The organism is Bradyrhizobium sp. BR 10261, assembly GCF_019455395.1.
Taxonomy (GTDB): Bacteria; Pseudomonadota; Alphaproteobacteria; order Rhizobiales; family Xanthobacteraceae; genus Bradyrhizobium; species Bradyrhizobium manausense.
In genome coordinates this window covers 104,326-121,318 of record NZ_JACOFQ010000012.1, presented here as the reverse complement: position 1 = coordinate 121,318, position 16,993 = coordinate 104,326, and the positions used below count along the sequence as shown (strand labels likewise).

At 62.3% G+C, this 16,993-nt stretch carries 18 protein-coding genes; 10 read left to right on the top strand and 8 right to left on the bottom strand.

Annotated features, from left to right (window positions below; translation table 11 throughout):
- Positions 1 to 28: 28 nt before the first annotated feature.
- The 7 genes from HYH07_RS16380 (at position 29) to HYH07_RS16350 (ending at position 7,245) form a co-directional block, all read left to right on the top strand.
- A complete protein-coding gene (locus tag HYH07_RS16380; protein WP_220003439.1) occupies positions 29 to 1,369 on the top strand; it encodes an FAD-dependent monooxygenase in 1,341 nt (446 codons plus the stop codon).
- Between the two features lie 183 nt (positions 1,370 to 1,552).
- Positions 1,553 to 2,524, top strand: a complete 972-nt coding sequence (locus tag HYH07_RS16375) for a LysR family transcriptional regulator (RefSeq protein WP_220003438.1) — start codon at positions 1,553 to 1,555, stop codon at positions 2,522 to 2,524.
- 166 nt (positions 2,525 to 2,690) lie between these two features.
- Positions 2,691 to 3,587, top strand: coding sequence for a fumarylacetoacetate hydrolase family protein (locus HYH07_RS16370; protein ID WP_220003437.1), 897 nt, complete (start codon positions 2,691 to 2,693; stop codon positions 3,585 to 3,587).
- A 10-nt stretch (positions 3,588 to 3,597) separates the two neighbouring features.
- Positions 3,598 to 4,773: a LeuA family protein gene (locus HYH07_RS16365; RefSeq protein WP_220003436.1), complete on the top strand. Its 1,176-nt coding sequence runs from the start codon at positions 3,598 to 3,600 to the stop codon at positions 4,771 to 4,773.
- 28 nt (positions 4,774 to 4,801) lie between these two features.
- Positions 4,802 to 5,569 carry an SDR family NAD(P)-dependent oxidoreductase gene (locus HYH07_RS16360; RefSeq protein ID WP_220003435.1) on the top strand — a complete coding sequence of 256 codons (768 nt, stop codon included), beginning with the start codon at positions 4,802 to 4,804 and terminating at the stop codon, positions 5,567 to 5,569.
- A gap of 195 nt (positions 5,570 to 5,764) precedes the next feature.
- A complete protein-coding gene (locus HYH07_RS16355) occupies positions 5,765 to 7,063 on the top strand; it encodes an MFS transporter (protein ID WP_220003434.1) in 1,299 nt (432 codons plus the stop codon).
- A 26-nt stretch (positions 7,064 to 7,089) separates the two neighbouring features.
- A complete protein-coding gene (locus tag HYH07_RS16350) occupies positions 7,090 to 7,245 on the top strand; it encodes a hypothetical protein (RefSeq protein WP_220003433.1) in 156 nt (51 codons plus the stop codon).
- 70 nt (positions 7,246 to 7,315) lie between these two features.
- On the opposite strand, the gene HYH07_RS16345 is transcribed toward HYH07_RS16350, so the two are convergent.
- Positions 7,316 to 7,567: a histidine kinase gene (locus tag HYH07_RS16345; protein ID WP_220003432.1), complete on the bottom strand. Its 252-nt coding sequence runs from the start codon at positions 7,565 to 7,567 to the stop codon at positions 7,316 to 7,318.
- 441 nt (positions 7,568 to 8,008) lie between these two features.
- Here HYH07_RS16345 and HYH07_RS16340 point away from each other — a divergent pair, with 441 nt between their 5' ends.
- Complete coding sequence (locus tag HYH07_RS16340; RefSeq protein ID WP_220003546.1) at positions 8,009 to 9,631, top strand: ABC-F family ATP-binding cassette domain-containing protein; 1,623 nt, start codon at positions 8,009 to 8,011, stop codon at positions 9,629 to 9,631.
- Between the two features lie 253 nt (positions 9,632 to 9,884).
- Here the strand turns inward: HYH07_RS16340 and HYH07_RS16335 are convergent, their stop codons facing one another.
- The 4 genes from HYH07_RS16335 to HYH07_RS16320 form a co-directional block, all read right to left on the bottom strand.
- The gene (locus HYH07_RS16335) at positions 9,885 to 10,976 is read right to left on the bottom strand and encodes a type II asparaginase (RefSeq protein WP_220003431.1); all 1,092 of its coding nucleotides are present in this window, start codon (positions 10,974 to 10,976) and stop codon (positions 9,885 to 9,887) included.
- A gap of 259 nt (positions 10,977 to 11,235) precedes the next feature.
- Positions 11,236 to 11,484: a hypothetical protein gene (locus tag HYH07_RS16330; protein ID WP_220003430.1), complete on the bottom strand. Its 249-nt coding sequence runs from the start codon at positions 11,482 to 11,484 to the stop codon at positions 11,236 to 11,238.
- 94 nt (positions 11,485 to 11,578) lie between these two features.
- Positions 11,579 to 12,475, bottom strand: coding sequence for a dienelactone hydrolase family protein (locus HYH07_RS16325; RefSeq protein ID WP_312016676.1), 897 nt, complete (start codon positions 12,473 to 12,475; stop codon positions 11,579 to 11,581).
- A 26-nt stretch (positions 12,476 to 12,501) separates the two neighbouring features.
- Positions 12,502 to 13,464: an alpha/beta hydrolase gene (locus HYH07_RS16320; RefSeq protein ID WP_220003429.1), complete on the bottom strand. Its 963-nt coding sequence runs from the start codon at positions 13,462 to 13,464 to the stop codon at positions 12,502 to 12,504.
- A gap of 101 nt (positions 13,465 to 13,565) precedes the next feature.
- Between HYH07_RS16320 and HYH07_RS16315 the strand changes: the two genes are divergently transcribed.
- Both HYH07_RS16315 and HYH07_RS16310 read left to right on the top strand, forming a co-directional pair.
- The gene (locus HYH07_RS16315) at positions 13,566 to 13,730 is read left to right on the top strand and encodes a hypothetical protein (RefSeq protein ID WP_228749585.1); all 165 of its coding nucleotides are present in this window, start codon (positions 13,566 to 13,568) and stop codon (positions 13,728 to 13,730) included.
- A 135-nt stretch (positions 13,731 to 13,865) separates the two neighbouring features.
- On the top strand, positions 13,866 to 14,069 hold the full coding sequence (locus tag HYH07_RS16310) for a hypothetical protein (RefSeq protein ID WP_220003428.1): 204 nt from the start codon (positions 13,866 to 13,868) through the stop codon (positions 14,067 to 14,069).
- A gap of 47 nt (positions 14,070 to 14,116) precedes the next feature.
- On the opposite strand, the gene HYH07_RS16305 is transcribed toward HYH07_RS16310, so the two are convergent.
- From HYH07_RS16305 to HYH07_RS16295, 3 genes are read right to left on the bottom strand one after another with little or no spacing between them, the layout of a single operon-like run.
- Complete coding sequence (locus tag HYH07_RS16305) at positions 14,117 to 15,235, bottom strand: HD-GYP domain-containing protein (protein ID WP_220003427.1); 1,119 nt, start codon at positions 15,233 to 15,235, stop codon at positions 14,117 to 14,119.
- Between the two features lie 59 nt (positions 15,236 to 15,294).
- Positions 15,295 to 15,615 (bottom strand): PilZ domain-containing protein, encoded by a 321-nt coding sequence (locus tag HYH07_RS16300; protein WP_220003426.1) that lies wholly within the window; start codon positions 15,613 to 15,615, stop codon positions 15,295 to 15,297.
- Positions 15,616 to 15,618: 3 nt separating this feature from the next.
- Positions 15,619 to 16,722: a DUF2336 domain-containing protein gene (locus HYH07_RS16295; protein WP_220003425.1), complete on the bottom strand. Its 1,104-nt coding sequence runs from the start codon at positions 16,720 to 16,722 to the stop codon at positions 15,619 to 15,621.
- Positions 16,723 to 16,993: the final 271 nt, after the last annotated feature.

The window sequence follows — 16,993 nt, the reverse complement described above, 5'->3', positions numbered from 1 at the left end:
AAATACTCTATTTTTTCAGGAGATTTCAATGACCAATCTGTTGGGGACTCACGCCATTGTCATTGGAGCCGGGATCGCCGGCCTCGCGGCCGCAAAGACCCTCTCGTCCTACTTCGAGTCGGTGACGGTGCTGGAACGCGATGCGTTTCCGGAGCGTGCCGAACCGCGAGTGGGCACGCCGCATTGCCGGCAAGCCCATGTTCTACTCAGAGCCGGCCTTCAGGAATTGCTCGCTTCCTTTCCCGACTTGGAAAATGAGCTGGAGCGCGCAGGCGCCGTTCGCACGAGAGTAGCAGTCGATGTTCTGATTGAGACGCCGGGCATCGATCCCTGGCCCCAACGGGATTTCGGTTTCGACACGCTGTGCATGACAAGGCCTCTCCTGGAATTCGTCGTGAGGTCCTTGACCAGGAAACAAGCCAACATCGCACTGCAGTCGCAGTGCCGGGTCAAGAGCCTGCAACTGGCCGCCGACCGACGCGTGACTGGGCTGATCTACGAGCACTCCGGCGCCACCCGGCGGATGAGCGCCGATCTGGTCGTTGACGCGTCCTCGCTAGGCAACATGACATTGGAGACGCTGGACGCCTGCGGGATGCCTCGCCCCGAAGAAACGGAAATCGGCGTCGACATCGTCTATGGCACGGGCCGCTTCCGAATTCCGCGGGACGAGTCGCGCGGCTGGATGGGCGTGATCCATCGGCCTGCCGCCGTAAGTGGCCGCGGTGGTTTCGTTTTCCCGTGCGAAGATGAGAGCTGGCAGGTCACCTTGAACGGAATGCATGGCGACGGTCCACCTGACGACCTGCCCGGGTTCGTGGCTTTCGCCAAGACATTCCGCACCTCGACCATCTACGACGCCGTCAAGGATGCGCCCCTGCTCGGGAGCATTCACCGGTTCGTTTTCCCGAACAGCCGCCGGCGACGCTTCGAGGCGTTGACTGCTTTTCCAAATGGCCTTCTGCCGATCGGCGACGTGATTTGCCGATTCAATCCGGCATTCGGGCAGGGTATGACCGTTGCCGCCCAGGAGGTGGGCGTTCTCCGGCAATTGCTCGACCAGCGGGTCGGCACTCCGTCCGCGCTCGATGGCCTGGCGCCCGCATTTTTTGCCGGCATTCAGAACGTTCTGGCGGCCCCATGGTCGGTGGCGGAGAGTGACTTCATCTACGAGAAGACGCGCGGTGCCCGGCCAGCAGATTTTGTCCAACGCATGAAATTCAGCGGCGCGCTGCAACGTGTTGCCGCCGAGGATGCAGACGTGCATCGCCTGTTGATCGACGTCAATCATCTGCTGGTACCTCCCACCGTGCTGCGCGACCCGCAGATCGTCAACAAGGTGAGCGCGCGGATGGCCGCTTCCACCTGAACGCTCGAACGACGACGCGTTGGCAAGCTCCGGCCCGCGCCGCGGTATCCAGGCGCGCCGTCTGCCGCAGAGGCTGGGCGAATCCCAGCGCTCGCAGGCGTGACTTGCCATTTTCAAGGCGCGAAGTGTAGCGGCGGAATCATGCCATAGTGATGAGGTCAGCTCCAGCTAGCGAGCCGTTGAATGGGACCTCACGTCAGGATCGATCCTCGCCGTCTTCTTGATCTCCTTGCTGTCGCAAGACACGGCTCGTTCAGCGCTGCCGCGGCGGCGTTGAATGTCTCGCAACCCGGGCTGTCGCGCAGCATCGCTCTGCTCGAACGGGAAGTTGGAGCGAAGGTGCTCGAACGTGGCCGACAGGGCGCGCAGCTGAACGCGATGGGGACGGCGCTCATCTTTCACGCCGAAGCGTTGGAAGCGCTTCTGGAACGCGCTCGGGAAGATACGCGTCTGAGAAGCCTGGGCCTTGAAGGGGCAGTCAAGCTCGGCGTGACACCCATCACTGCCGCCGGAATTGTCCCGCGCGCGCTCGAAATCCTGGTCAAGGCCGCACCAAAGATTCACGTTTCCGTCACCGAAGGCCTCGACAGCGAAATCGCCGATATGCTGCGGCGTGGCCATGTCGATCTTGTCGTGAGCAGGATCGGGGGCGGATCGGGCTATCAGGAACTGGCAGAAGAAGAGCTCTTTCGATCCGACTGGGGGCTTATCACCCGCCCGGATCATCCCATCGCGCGGCGTGCGAGCGTCCGGCTCTCGGATCTCAGAGACGTGCGTTGGGTGCTGCCCGCCGGCGGCAGTGCATTCAGGCAGCAAATGGAGCGCGTGTTTGCCAGCTCAAATCTCGGCTGGCCGACGCAGAGTATCAACACGAACTCGATCCTCGCCATCAAAGCCATCGTCATGAGCACGGATTGCGTATCGCTCATGGCGCGAGAACTCGTCGGGGTCGAAGTGGCGGCTCGTCGCTTGTGCATCGTCTCGCTGAAGGGCGTCGAGAACCAGCGGCCGGTCGGCGTGATGTGGAGACGCAACGAAACCTTGTCCCCGGTAGCTGCGCGCGTTCTCGAAATCCTGCGCAGGATCTCGAAGGACGAGCTCGCCGTCCGAAAGCGTGTGGAGTTGCCCAAGAAGGGCGGTCGCTCAGTTGTATAACAAAAATGCATGGTTTTCGAAAAAGATCGTATTGGACGCATAGATAGCCGCTGGCTACGGTCTCTCCCAAGGGAGGAGAACAAGATCGCGATCACGCGGATACCAATTGCCGCACCCGATCTTGAACATCTGCCCCGCCGGTTTTGGTCGTGCGGAGATCGTTCTTATGAAGCTTGCTACATTCAAAGTGGGGCAGGAGCAGCTCGTTGGCGCCTTGGAAGGGGAGGAGCTGGTCGTCCTCGATGTGCCCAACATGCGAGCGTTGTTCGAGATGGGAGCGCCGGTTCAGGAGTTTGCCGCGCGCGCCAAGACGACGCGCCGGTTCGCCTTGAAAGACGTGAAGCTCCAGGCACCGATCATCCCAAAGAAGATCTTCCATACCGCAGGCAATTACGCCGAGCACGCGCAGGAAGGCGATCGGTCGAACTGGGTGGCGGCGATCAAGCCCTGGATTGTATTCTTCCAGAACGTCGATGCGATCATCGGACCCGACGATCCGATCATCCACCCCGAGCATCTGACCAAGGAACTCGACTACGAGATCGAGCTCTGTGTCGTGCTCGGAAAGTCGGGCAAACATTTCAGCGAAGCCGAGGCCAAGGACTATATCGGCGGCTACGTGATCTTCAACGATATCACCGCCCGTGACATCCAGCGGCGCGAAATGGAATCGGCGAATTTCAGCTTCTCCAAGTCGATCGATACGTTCTGCCCGTTTGGGCCCTGGATCGTCACCGCCGACGAGATAGCTGACCCATACAATTTGAACATCGAACTGCGCGTCAATGGCGAGAAGCGGCAGGTGTCGAACACCAGCCACATGTCGGTGACCCTGCCCCAACTGCTGTCCAAATTTTCGCCGGCAGGTTTTTCCGCGGGCGATATCCTCACCACCGGCACAGTCTCCGGCGTTGCCGCGTTCAGTGCCAACCCCAAGGCCTGGTATCTAAAGCCCGGCGACGTCATCGAAGCCGAGATCGAGAAGATCGGCATGCTCCGTAACCGGGTGATTTCCTGGGAGGAGGGGCATGGCGCGCCCGCTCCGGCATTCCAAAAGTTCTGAGGTGCGGGTCATGATTGATCGATCGAGGATCTGGACCGGTTCTCTCAACGAAACGGCTCTTGCCGGCAGGCCCAAGCCATCCGCGGGCTTCTATGACACGACACTGCGCGACGGGGAGCAGGCGGTCGGCGTGGTGTTCGGCGTCGAGCAGAAGCTGGAGATCGCAAAGCTGATCGACGGGCTCGGGGTCGGACGGATAGAGGCCGGTTTCCCTCGCGTGTCCGACGAGGACAAGGAGGCCATCAAGGCAATTTCCGCCGCCGGGCTGAAAGCGGAGCTCTGGGGCTTTGCGCGCGCGATCATCGAGGATGTCGCCGCTGTCGCTGATCTCGGCTTGAAGCATCTGGTGATCGAGGCTCCGATTTCCAACGCGAAGCTCGGCGCTCTCGAAGTTGCGCGCGAGACCGTGCTGAAGCGGATCAGGGATGCGGTCGCCTTCGGCGCAAAGAACGGCCTCAATGTTGCGTTTTTCGGTGTCGACTCGACGCGCGCGGATCTGGACTTCTTCGAGACCGCCTACAAGACAGCGATCGAGGCCGGTGCGAGAGAGCTGGCGATCGTCGATACGCTCGGCATCGCCTGTCCGGAAGCCGTGGACTTCCTGGTCCGCCGTGTGAAGTCGTGGGTCGGGACCGTTCCGGTGCATTTTCATGGCCACAACGATTTCGGACTCGCCACTGCCTGCGCGGTCGCTGCGATCAACGCGGGCGCATCCTGGATCCACGGCACCATCGACGGCATCGGCGAGAGAGCGGGCAACGCCAATCTGCCCGAGATCGCGCTGACGCTCGAGCTGCTCTACGGTATCCAGACGGGCATTGATCTCGCGCGCGTGCGCGATGCATCAAAACGCCTGCGCCAAATCGCTTCTTATGAGCTCGAGCCGTGGAAGGCGGCCGTCGGCCGCAACCTGTTCATCCGCGAAACCGGTGCGGTCGCGGCGCAGTTTCACATTCCGCAGGCGATCGAGCCCTATTCGTCCGAGCTCTTGAACACGTCGCGAGGCATCGTGCTCGGGAAGAAGAGCGGCGCCGCCTCGATCGCCATCAAGTGCAGGGAGCTTGGCATCGAAGCTTCCCCGGGAGCGCACGCCAGGCTTCTTGTTGACGTGAAGAAACTCGCCATGGCGAAGCGTCGGCTGGTCAGCGATGCGGAATTCCTGGAGCTCGCCCGGCAGGTCTCCTGACCGCGCTCAATCTTGATTGGAAACGCCGATGAAGAAATTCGCTGACAGGAAAGTGCTGGTGACCGGCGCGGGTCGGGGGTTCGGCCGCGCCCTGGCGCTGGCCTTCGCTCGGGAAGGTGCTGACGTTGTCGTGCACTACAACAGCTCGGCCGCGGGTGCGGAGGAGGTTGCCGGCGAAGTTCGCGCTTTGGGACAAAAGGCCGCGATCGTCAGGGGCGACATCTCCAGCCACGCGGACGTGCTGCACATCACGAAAACCTCCTTCGAGGCTTTGGACGGCCTCGATATTCTCGTCAACAATGTCGGGGACATGGCGCTCGACCAGGTGTCCTGGCGCCAGTTCGACGAGAAGGTGATCGATCACACGCTCGCCGTCGACATCAAGGGCACGATGTTCATGATCCATGAGGTCGGTTCGCGAATGCTCGACGGGAGGGGCGGGGTGATCGTCAATATCGGGTCTCAAGTGGTAATCGCAGGAAGCCCGCGCGCGCCGCAATACGCCGCGGCCAAGTACGGCGTGATCGGCCTGACCAAATCATATGCGCGGGCGCTGGCACCGAAGGTGCGGGTGAACACGCTGGGCGCGGCCTTCATGGAGACCGAGGCGCTGAAGAACCGGCACGACTGGAAGAACGGCCGCCGTGACGAGATCCTGAAGCAGACGCCGCTTGGCCGGATCGCGACGCCGGAAGACATGGTCGGCCCGACGCTATTCCTGGCAGGGGACGATTCCCGTCACATGACCGGACAATTCCTGCTCTGCAATGGCGGGCTTGCGATGGTGGGTGCCTAGAGCGCGATGAGATCGGGTTGAATCGTCATCGCGCTTTAGCTGTTGGTTTGAGCATGATCTTTTCGGAAAACCACTTCACACTTTTCCGGATCATGCTCTGGCAGGACGATACTGGGCGGCAGTCGAACAGCAGAAATCGACGCCGTGGGGAAGCGACAAACGGAGGAAAACATGACGGCGGTAGACCAGGGACGCGTGATCGAGACGTCGGTGCCAACCAAATCGTCGCCGGCTTTCAGGCGACTGGCGATCGCCTCGTCGCTCGGTTCGGCTATCGAGCATTATGACTTCTTCGTATACGCGTTCACGGCTCCCATCGTCTTCGACCGTTTCTTTTTCCCCAAAATGGACTCCGTCGCGAGCACGATGGCGGTCTATGCCACCTTTGCCGTCGGCTTTGTTGCGCGTCCGCTTGGAGGAATTGTCTTCGGCCATTATGGAGATCGCGTCGGCCGCAAGGCGATGCTGATGATGACCTTCCTGCTGATGGGCATCGCCAGCTTTCTCATCGGTTGCCTGCCGAGCTACGATTCAATCGGGCTCCTGGCGCCCATCGGGCTCGTGGTTCTTCGCTTCATCCAGGGTTTCGCGTTCGGTGGCGAATACATGAATGCGGTGTCTCTGACGCTCGAGAACGCACCGTCGGCGCGGCGCGGCTTCTTCGCATCCTGGATCAATGCCTCGGGTCCCGTCGGCGTCGTTGCGGCTTCCGGCCTCATCGCTCTTCTCGGGTTCATTTATTCGCGGGAGGATTTTGCGAACTGGGTCTGGCGGGTGCCGTTCGCCCTGAGCCTGGCTCTGGTCCTGATCGGCACCTATGTGCGCGCTCAGGTGGATGAATCCGCGCTGTTTCTCGCGACCCGGGCCAAAGCGGAAGACGACCGGACTCCTCTGCTGACGATTCTCAAATCCTGGAAGAAGCCGGTCGTTCTGGCATGCCTCGTCAATATGGTGCACAGCTCGTTCAACTATATGAGCACGGTTTTCGTGCTCGGCTATGCCGTCAAGACCCTCGGCATGCCCCAATCGTCGATCACATCGGGCGTGACGGTCGCCAATATCGTGGAGATGTGCGCCGTTCCGTTGATCGCCGGATTCAGCGACAAGCTCGGCCGCCGACCATTTATTATTCTCGGCATCGTGGTCGCCGCCGTGTGGTATCCGATCTTCTTCCAGATATTGCTGACCAAAGAACTGCTGGGGATCGTGGCGGGCTTCGTCGTGTCGCTCGGCCTGGTCCATGCGTTGATTTTCGCGCCAGAGGCGGCGTTCACGGCAGAGCTGTTCCCGACCAGGGTTCGGGTCAGCGGCAGTTCGCTCGGAAAGCAGCTCGGGATTGTGCTCGGAGGTGGACTGGCGCCGCTGATCGGGACCGCTCTGATGGGTTCAAGCACGAGCTTCACGCCGGTGATCCTGTACTTCGAGGTGATCGCCTGTCTCGCCCTGCTCGGCGTGTTCCTCGCACCCGAAAATTCGCGAAAAGCGTTGGAGTGAGCCGGTTTCTCGGAGCAAGTGTCCCGATGAACGGTCTCGGCCTGTCGCACCTGGTCGTGGACGGCATCGAGCTCTCGTTGACCGGTTTCGCGGAAGGTCTGACGCGGGAAGAGCTCCTCCGCGAGCTAAAAGAGCATGCGAAGGGTGCCGCAGGGATCGTCGCGCGTTTCGAAAGTCCGTAGGTTGGAGAGCCCGCGAGGGTCTCTCGTTTGGGACGACAGTAAAAAGACCACTACTGGTTTGCGGTAGCGCTCATTGTTTTAGCGCAGCACGCGCGGTCTTGATGTAGTCCATGCATTCGGGCCAATCTTCCTCTCTCACCTCGTTCTCGGCACCGCTAAGTGCCTTGCGCAAGGTTGCCATCACAGGAGCCGGATGTTTTTTCCTGAGCTCTGCCTTGATCATCTCAAGACCCTTCTGACAATCGGATTTGCTGTCCGCCAGGACCGCGGTCGGGGTTATCATCACGGCTGCCAGTGCGACCAACAAGACTGAACGCAGCATATCTTCTCCTCCATTGCCTTTTGCTTGTTCGGCGGGCCAAGCTCGAAAATGTCGGCCCGTCAGGCTACGATCCTTACCGAGCTCTGTCCTGTCTGGCCCTGTGCCTCCTCCACGGCAAACGGCAAGCTGCCGCATCCATCGCAGGATGCAGCCAAGCTCGAGGGACGAAAAAATAGGCCCCAGCTCGCGTGGTATCGGGGGGCATTGAGCTGGGGCCATTCGGGGTCGCCCTTGGGGAAGGGCATCGGGAAAACTCGGCAATAGCGGAGATGTTCCTGACCCCAACCGGCTTCCCCCGATCGCTGGCGGAATCAAGCAGGGGGCGGCCTGTCGGCGCGTTTTGGCGTCCTTCAAGGGCGAAATCCGTACCCCGCCGGACTTCCCTTGGGCAGGGGCATGGCCTATTACGCTGCAACGCAAAAATTCCCCCGAAAAGACCTCATGATCCGCCTCGACAACGTCAGCAAGCAAGCCGGCCACCAGATCCTGTTCATCGAAGCCTCCGCGGCCCTCAACAAGGGCGAGAAGATCGGCCTCGTCGGCCCGAACGGCGCCGGCAAGACCACGCTGTTCCGGATGATCGCCGGCGAGGAGCTGCCGGACGAAGGGCAGGTCTCGACCGATCGCGGCATCACCATCGGCTATTTCAACCAGGACGTCGGCGAGATGAGTGGCCGCAGCGCCGTCGCCGAGGTGATGAATGGCGCCGGTCCCGTCAGCGAGGTTGCGGCCGAGCTGCGCCAGCTCGAGGCTGATATGGCCGACCCTGATAAGGCCGACCAGATGGACGAGATCATCGCTCGATATGGCGAGGTGCAGCATGCCTTCGAGGAGCTCGATGGCTATGCGCTGGACGGCCGTGCGCGCGAGGCGCTGTCCGGTCTCGGCTTCAGCCAGGAGATGATGGACGGCGATGTGGGAAAGCTCTCCGGCGGCTGGAAGATGCGCGTGGCGCTGGCGCGCATTCTCTTGATGCGGCCCGACGTGATGCTGCTCGACGAGCCGAGCAACCATCTTGATCTCGAAAGCCTGATCTGGCTGGAAAAGTTCCTGCACGATTACGAAGGCACGCTGCTGATGACCTCGCATGACCGCGAGTTCATCAATCGCGTGATCTCCAAGGTGGTCGAGATCGATTCCGGCTCGCTGACGACCTACACCGGCAACTACGAATTCTACGAGCAGCAGCGCGCGCTGAACGAGAAGCAGCAGCAGGCGCAGTTCGAGCGCCAGCAGGCGATGCTTGCGAAAGAGATCAAGTTCATCGAGCGTTTCAAGGCGCGCGCCTCGCACGCAGCCCAGGTGCAGAGCCGGGTGAAGAAGCTCGACAAGATCGAGCGGGTCGAACCGCCGCGCCGTCGTCAGAGCATCGCCTTCGACTTCCCGCCGGCGCCGCGCTCGGGCGAGGACGTCGTGGCGCTCAAGGGCGTGCACAAGGGCTACGGCAGCAAGCGCATCTATGATGGCCTCGATTTCATGATCCGGCGCAGGGAGCGCTGGTGCGTGATGGGCGTCAACGGCGCCGGCAAGTCGACGCTGCTCAAGCTGGTCGCGGGCGCGAGCGAGCCGGACGAGGGCACCGTGGCGCTCGGGGGCAGCGTCAAGATGGGCTATTTCGCCCAGCACGCGATGGACCTGCTCGACGGCGAGCGCACCGTGTTCCAGTCGCTGGAGGACCAGTTTCCGACCGCGGGGCAGGGGAGCTTGCGCGCGCTCGCCGGCTGCTTCGGCTTCTCCGGCGACGACGTCGAGAAGCGCTGCCGCGTGCTCTCAGGCGGCGAGAAGGCGCGCCTGGTGATGGCGAAAATGCTGTTCGATCCGCCGAACTTCCTGGTGCTGGACGAGCCGACCAACCATCTCGACCTCGCCACCAAGGAGATGCTGATCAATGCCCTGTCGGATTTCGAAGGCACCATGCTGTTCGTCTCGCATGACCGGCATTTCCTCGCGACCTTGTCGAACCGTGTGCTCGAGCTGACGCCTGATGGCATCCACCAATATGGCGGCGGTTACACGGAATACGTGGCGCGCACCGGCCAGGAGGCGCCGGGATTGCGGAGCTAGGGCTGTTTGCGGATCCTGCAATGACGCAACTCTCGTAGAGTGGGCAAAGGCGCGCGTCTTCGCGCGACGTGCCCACGTTCTGTCGGGCTCATGGAGAGGTGGTGGGCACGGCGCAAGTGCGCCTTTGCCCACCCTACGAAATTCGATCGCGCAGGATATCGCGCGCTCGCTTACCGCAAGATCTCGCGCAGCATCTTGCGATCGGAGGCCATGCGGCCTTTGATGACCGCTTCAAGCGGGACCAGCCGACGCTCTAGTAAGTGTAGAACATCCGCTGGATTTCCTTGGTGTCTGATGTCTTGGTCAGTGCCAGCATCAGCAGGATGCGCGCCTTCTGCGGATTGAGCGTATCGGAGACGACGAAATCGTGCTCGTCGTCCTTGGCTTCGCCGTTGCGCGCGACGATGCCGTTGCCGACGCGGCTGCTGCGGACGATCACGACACCCTTCTTGCGCGCCTCGTCGAGCGCCGGCTCGACCGCGGGACGGGCCAGGCTGCCGTCGCCGACGCCGGCATGCACGATGCCCTTGGCGCCGGCGGCGACAAAGGCGTCAACCGCGACCCGGTTCATGTTGGCATAGCCGTAGACGATATCGACCTGCGGCAGCGTATCGAGGTTGGAGACGTCGAACTCGGAGTCTGCGGTGTGCCGGCGGGTCGACTGACGATAGAAATACGGCTTGTTGCCCTGCATGTAGCCGAGAAAACCGAGCTCGGGCGTGCGGAAGGTGTCCGCGGTCGAGGTGTTGTTCTTGGTGACCTCGCGCGCCGCGTTGATCTGGTCGTTGAGAGCGACGAGCACGCCCTTGCCGACGGCCTCTTCACTGCCCGCCAGGATCACGGCATTGAAGAGGTTGATCGGCCCGTCCGCGCTGATCGCCGTCGACGGCCGCATCGCGCCGACGATCACGACGGGCTTCTTGCTCTTGACCACGAGGTCGAGGAAATAGCTGGTCTCCTCGATCGTATCGGTGCCGTGCGTGATGACGATGCCGTCGACGTCGTCCTGCGCGAGCAGCGCGTTGACGCGCTTGGCAAGCTTGAGCCAGTAGTCGTTGTTCATGTTCTCGCTGGCGATCTGGAAAACCTGCTCGCCCTTGACGTTGGCCACCGTCTTCAGCTCGGGAACGGCGTTGAGGAGGGTGTCGATGCCGACCGTAGCCGCGGTGTAACCGACCACCGTGGTGCTGCTGGCTCCGGTGCCGGCAATCGTGCCGCCGGTCGCCAGAACCATGACGTTGGGCAGACCGGGACCTCTCGCGTTCGCAACGTCGAGACTGATGAGCAGCGCAAACAGCGTGCCCATCGTCGCCATCATGTAATCACGCACTCGAAACCGCAACATCTCGACCACCCTTGGCTAGAATCTTCGTTGATGCGCCCCAGTTCGCTCAGCGCCGCATGATCCGCCAGTGGAGGCGTTCTGTCTAGGGTGGCGATGATCTGGCCTTACGCGCTCGGCGCGCGCAGGACGGCGCTCGGCGAGGCGAGGGCCTTGAAACGCCAATGGCCGGGACATCTGGCGCGAAGACGCGCTACTGCCCGGCCATGGCGGAGTTGGCTTGTTGATGGCTGGCTGAAAGCCGCCAACGCACAACAGCGCCTTACGCGCCCATCTCGCACTTCTTCATAAAGCTGTTCTTGGCCGCGCCGGCGAGCGGCTTGCCATCGGAGCCGACGGCCTTGGGCGCGCAAGCATCTGCCTTGCACTTCTTCATGAACGAGGTCTTGGCCGCACCGGCGAGCGCCTTGCCGTCCTTGCCGACCGCCTTGCTTTCGCAGGTGTCGTCCGCAAGGGCCGAGCCCGCCGCAAAGGTGGCAACGAGCGCAGCCAGGAAAATCCGTTTCATCATTGGGCGTCTCCCTAAACCAAAAATGGCGCCTCGGATTGGAGCCCGGAATCATGGCGCAATCAAGCTGGATCGCGGCCCGGCATTGGTCATCGCTTCATTTTTTCCAGCCGTTGACGGTGGCAATCGCCTTGACGAGAGCGTCGTCCAACGCTGCCTGATTCCCGGGAGTGGACTGCCGCCGCGAGGATGGCTCGTCGAAACCATGGGTGGCGCCGGCGTAAACGGTGACGTCGATGGGACTGCCCGCCTGCCGTGAGCGGTCGGCGAAACGCAGGCAGCGCACCGGCGAGACCTCCTCGTCGTCGGCGCCGAGGAACATCGCAATCGGCGCCGTGTTCGAGATTTTTGATGCCAGCAGCGCGGACGGCCCGCAGCCCGGATAGAATGCGATGGCGCCGCGATAGCCCGCTTGGTTGCCTCGTTGATTTCCTTGCTGGTTGTCTTGCCGGATCATCACGTTGAGTGCGGTGCTGCCGCCATTGGACCAGCCTTGCAGATAGATCTGACCGGCGACGACGTCGTTGCGGCTATGCAAGTAAGCGAGTGCACCTTCGGCGTCGAGCGGGCGAACATTGGTCTCGTTGACGTCGGCGCGGTCAGGATCGCCATGCGTGAAGCGGCCAAAGCCATGGGCCTTGCCGCGCGGGCCAAAGCTGTCCGGCAGCAGCGCGAGATAGCCACGCGCCGCCCAGTATTCGCCCCACATGACGTGGCGCTTCGACAAGGTGTTCGCGTTGCAAGGCGAACTGGTGCCGGCGCCGACGAAGGTGCAATCGGCATTGACGTTGCTGGAATAAGGTCCGCCGCGCCCGTGCAGCATGACGATGGCAGGCCAGGGGCCCGATGTGCTCGGCTCGAACACATAGCCCGTGAGCGCGGTCCGGCCATCGGCGCTGTTGAAGTAGACGGTCTTTGGCGCCGCGGAAGCGGTTGCGACCGACAGCAAATTGGTCGCCAGGCCGACAAGAATACCGATGACATGACGCGACACTTTGATCCGGTCCGGTCGCCACGCGATCAGGCGCCGCGCGCCAGCAACGCGCCGAAGTCCGCGCGCGCGCGCTTTGCTTCGGCACGCGCTGCCTCCGAGGCATCGCCCATGCCGAAATAGCCGTGGATCAAGCCCGGGCCCTCGTGGTGCTTGACGCGCACGCCGGCGGCTTCCAGTGCCCGCGCATAGGCCGCGCCTTCATCGCGCAGCGGATCGAACCAGGCGGTGGTCACGACGGCCGGCGCGAGTCCGGCAAGCGATGCGGCGCGCAGCGGCGAAACCCGCCAGTCCGCGGCGTCAGCGGGATCAGCGAGATAGTGGCCGCAAAACCATTCCATCGTGGCGCGCGTGAGGAAGTAGCCGTCGGCATTCTCAGCACGTGACGGAAAGCGCGCGTTCTCGCCCGCGTCCGCGTAGCTGCCCACGGCGTCAACCACGGGATAGACCAGCAATTGCGCGGCGAGCTTGATGCCGGCATCGCGGCAGGCGATCGCGGTGGTGGCGGCGAGATTGCCGCCGGCACTGTCACCGGCAACGCCGAGCCGCCTGGCATCGCCACCAAATTCCGCGACGCGGTTGAAGACATCGCTCACGGCGCTGAAGGCGTCTTCGAACGCGCCCGGAAATCGGGTCTCCGGCGGACGCCGATAGTCGACGGAAACGACGTCCGAACCGGTCTCGATGGCGAGATTGCGCGCCTGGCGGTCGTGAGTCTCCAGGTCGCCCGCGACCCAGCCACCGCCATGGAAGTACACCACGGTCGGCGCAGGCTTGGTGCCGACCCGGTAAACACGTGCATCGAGCGGACCTGCGCCGCCTTTCACCTTGATGTCCTGGACTTCAGCGACGGGCGGTGGCGGCACGGCGGCGCGCGCGGCAGCCAGTGCGCGCAAGGAATCACGGGCGGTCTGTGGCGTCATGATCGCGGGATCGCGCATCGGCATGAGCGGAATGATCTGGGCGATGACGGGGTCGAGCGGCGCGGCCATCACAGCTCCTCCAGGGTTCTTGCAGGGTTCTTGGTCTTGCTTGCGCCTTACCATAGGTTTCGCGCGCCGCATCGGCAACCGGTGCTGTTGCGGAGGACATCATGCATTCCGACATCGTGCGCGAGGTCGCTGCGATTCCTGAAGACGAGGTCATCATGACCTGCGTTGCGATGGGTTATCCCGACGACAACTTTGCCGCGAACGCCGTTCGTTCGGATCGCGAGGGTAACCACGAGTTCGTGCGTTATGTCGGTTTCGCCGACTGAAAGCAGAGGCCGGAGGAGATTATTCCCCTCGCGATTTTTTTTCGTGTGGAGTCATCGCGACCTCTTGCAATCTGCATCGTGCAGGAGGAACAATATGCGGACTCAAGGGTTTGTTGCTGGCGCGAGGGAATTGACATGCGGCGGCTGGCTAGCCTGGTTCGATGGTTCTTCGGTCCGCGGATGCGGCGCCCGATCGATGATGATCCCAGTCTTCCTTTTACTCCTGAAGAGTTCAGCAGGCTGATCCGCAGCGGCAAACGCGAGGATATGAAGCTGCTCGCCGAGGGACTGGCCTGTCGCTCGATCCCGCGCCGCATCAAATTCCGGGCGACACACTAGGACGCGATAACCCACGACGTCATTCCGGGTCGACGATCGCGCGCGGGTTATCTCGTGAGAGCGACCTCCTTGAAGGAGGCCACCAGCGCCTTCTCCAGCTTTCCCGTCATTGCGCAGACAATGTTGTAGGCTTCGGTGCGCGGCATCGTCGGCTTGTAATGCCGGTGCTCGATCAATGCGGCGAAGATGTCCGAGATGGTGAGAATGCGCACGATATCGTTGATGCTGTGCCCCGCCAGTGCGTCGGGATAGCCGCTGCCGTCGAGATATTCGTGATGGTGGCGGACCGCGTCGAGAATCTCCGGCGATATTTTCTCATGGTCCTTGAGAAAGTCGTAGCCGGCTACCGGATGCGTCTCGATCATGGCGCGCTCGGCGTCGTCGAGCCGGCCTGGCTTGTCCAAAATGGCGAGCGGGATCCGGGCCTTGCCGATGTCATGGAACATGGCGGCCGAATACAGCCGCTCCAGGTCGGCTCGTCCGACGCCGAGGCTCAGCCCGAAGTCGATGGCCACGCCCGTGACCAGCAGGCAATGCTGGTAGGTTCCCTCATGGTGGCGCCGCACGGTCGTGAGCCATTCGGACAGGCCATGCTCGGTGATACGATCGGCAATCCTGCGCCCGGCGTCCTTGGTGCCGTCGACGTCGAGCGGCTCGCCCATGGTGACGGCCGTGAACATCGACGCGATAGCGGTCGCCGCGGTCTCGACCGCGTTGTCCGGCTGCGTCGAGCAGCTAGCTGAATCCGCTGCCGGCTCGGCTGGCTCAGCCAGCGCGGCCAGCAGCCTGATCTTGTTCAGCGGGCCGGGAAGGACGAGGGTCGCGCCGAGCGCGTAGGCCTGCGAAACGCAGACGTGCGAGGGTTGCTCGACGAGGAAGATGCGCTTGGTAGCCTTTGCAAGTCTGGCGCTTCGCTTCTTGATCGCCGCGATGTTGTCGACGTCACGCAGCTCCGCGCGGATCACGATGGCGTAAGGCATCTGCGACAGCTTGGCTTCCGCGTCGAGCCGCTCGCCAGCAACGGCGAACCGCTGTTCGAGCACCGCGCAGATGCGGGACAGTTTGTCGGAGCAATCGGCCAGCACATGCACGAAAGGACGTGCCGATGGTGCTGCTCGATGGCGGTCGCCTTTGACGTAGCCGGTTATGGTTCGCGCGTTCTGCACGGAAGGCCTGGACTATATTGGGGTTGAACGAGCCTGATGATGTATCGAGCCTTTGCTGCCTACTTGCTTTGCGCTATGGCGGCCGTCGCGTTCGCCGCTTTTCTCTTGGCGCCCGCAGTGACGAAGTGAACGCCGGCGGTGGTGCCGTCGATCCACACCAGCTCGCAGCGCCGATAGGCCAGCCCCGTGGACGACAGCACCAGGAAGAATTCCTTGGCTTGCAATACGTCGAGCGTGCCCTCGACCTCGAGCTTGGCGCCTGTTTGCGACACGTCGAGCAGCACGCAACTGCGCCGCCAGGTACCGTCCGAGCCCATCAAGTTGACGGGTTGTCGGTGGTCCATCTTCACGCGAGCGTTCTTGCGTCCATTTAATCTCATCGGCTATTTCCCCATTCCGGCGCCGCAATGTCCTGGATCGCGTGTGTTTGCGCTCGCTGCGATTTCGCCCCAGCGCACCGTCCATTGGCTGGTCGACAGAAGAAGTGTCTCGAATATATGTTGCGCGCGCTCCCGCTGGGCGAATGAGAGTCGCGTGCCGCCGCGGTTACTCAGGATTGCCAGCGTGGTCGCCCAGTTCAGGCGCGAGGCCCGACAAGCCATTACGAGGCCCTCGCAATCCTCGTCTCTCATGACATGCTCGACGATCTCGATGGGGGCGCCTGACAGAACTGATAGGGCCATGAGCAGATTGGCGGTCTCGCCGCGGATCGCAAAACGGTTCACCGTAGAATCGTTGAGCCTTCCGACGCGGTTGAGGGCGACGATTTCGGGTCTTGCTTTCGCATAGTCGTCTGCCGTGGGTAGCTTCAGCGCAACAGGCGCGGGGATCTGCGCCGGTGGCTTGGCGGAGGCGTTAGGCCTGGCCGCAGCTTTCGGCCCGGGCGAAGCCGAGAGCAGCTTGCGCAGGACGTGGTCAGGCGTGCCTGGTCGGAGCGCCAGAAGCTTCGTGATTTCGTCGTCCGCTGCACTGGTCTCGACGAGCAGGGCGTAGACCGCTTCGGAAAATCTGGCTCCAGGATTCTTGATCAAGACAAGGCGAACTGCGCGCGTGCCGTGCGCGACCAGCGCTTCGGCCACGGCCTCTTCGATCCCATCACGGGTCGAGATCGCGAGTTGATGAGCTTCGCTGCATGATGTCGCGATCGCCGCGAGGTCGGCGGTCGAGAGGGCCCGCGAGTTTCGCAGGAGCGGGCATGCGATGGCTGGATCATCATGCGATGCCAGATGTCGCAGCGTTTCTTGCGGTGCAACTTGCAGCCTCGCAAGGGCCTCGCCCAGCTCCATCAGCGCGGCAGGCGCGACGCGCCCGGTCAGCCGGAGCAAGACGCCGTCGACCACGTTGACCAGCAATTCCTGAGGCCTGTCGCGACCGGACGCGAGCAGACGAACAATCCCTGCAAGGATACGGGCGCAGCGCTCCTGCGGGCAGGCCGCGACCGCTTCTTCCAACTCAACCAGAATATCGGCAGGCGAATTTGCCGTCATGGCAGGAGCCTGAACTCAAAAAAGGCTTAAAAATATCAAACAGGGTCCATTGCAATCCAAAGATGTTAATTTAGATTTATGCTTCGGTTGTGCGGGTATTCCTGCACTAGGAAACGATATCGAAATTTGGCGAGCTTTGACGGGCCGGCTTGTGACGCTCGCCAACTGGCGGAATAGGTCAGAATGAGTCTTTCGGGCTAACCCGATACCTCAAAGGGGAGGATCGAGCCGGCACCGCCGCCGGACGGGCGTCGGTTTAGATGCGACGTTT

Bases quoted from the DNA above. Each gene is read 5' to 3' on its own strand.
- HYH07_RS16380 (WP_220003439.1), top strand. From the start codon at position 29: ATGACCAATCTGTTGGGGACTCACGCCATTGTCATTGGAGCCGGGATC.
- HYH07_RS16365 (WP_220003436.1), top strand. From the start codon at position 3,598: ATGATTGATCGATCGAGGATCTGGACCGGTTCTCTCAACGAAACGGCT.
- HYH07_RS16370 (WP_220003437.1), top strand. From the start codon at position 2,691: ATGAAGCTTGCTACATTCAAAGTGGGGCAGGAGCAGCTCGTTGGCGCC.
- HYH07_RS16300 (WP_220003426.1), bottom strand. From the start codon at position 15,615: ATGAGATTAAATGGACGCAAGAACGCTCGCGTGAAGATGGACCACCGA.
- HYH07_RS16330 (WP_220003430.1), bottom strand. From the start codon at position 11,484: ATGATGAAACGGATTTTCCTGGCTGCGCTCGTTGCCACCTTTGCGGCG.
- HYH07_RS16345 (WP_220003432.1), bottom strand. From the start codon at position 7,567: ATGCTGCGTTCAGTCTTGTTGGTCGCACTGGCAGCCGTGATGATAACC.
- HYH07_RS16340 (WP_220003546.1), top strand. From the start codon at position 8,009: ATGATCCGCCTCGACAACGTCAGCAAGCAAGCCGGCCACCAGATCCTG.
- HYH07_RS16295 (WP_220003425.1), bottom strand. From the start codon at position 16,722: ATGACGGCAAATTCGCCTGCCGATATTCTGGTTGAGTTGGAAGAAGCG.
- HYH07_RS16350 (WP_220003433.1), top strand. From the start codon at position 7,090: ATGAACGGTCTCGGCCTGTCGCACCTGGTCGTGGACGGCATCGAGCTC.
- HYH07_RS16375 (WP_220003438.1), top strand. From the start codon at position 1,553: ATGGGACCTCACGTCAGGATCGATCCTCGCCGTCTTCTTGATCTCCTT.
- HYH07_RS16360 (WP_220003435.1), top strand. From the start codon at position 4,802: ATGAAGAAATTCGCTGACAGGAAAGTGCTGGTGACCGGCGCGGGTCGG.
- HYH07_RS16315 (WP_228749585.1), top strand. From the start codon at position 13,566: ATGCATTCCGACATCGTGCGCGAGGTCGCTGCGATTCCTGAAGACGAG.
- HYH07_RS16335 (WP_220003431.1), bottom strand. From the start codon at position 10,976: ATGTTGCGGTTTCGAGTGCGTGATTACATGATGGCGACGATGGGCACG.
- HYH07_RS16310 (WP_220003428.1), top strand. From the start codon at position 13,866: ATGCGGCGGCTGGCTAGCCTGGTTCGATGGTTCTTCGGTCCGCGGATG.
- HYH07_RS16320 (WP_220003429.1), bottom strand. From the start codon at position 13,464: ATGGCCGCGCCGCTCGACCCCGTCATCGCCCAGATCATTCCGCTCATG.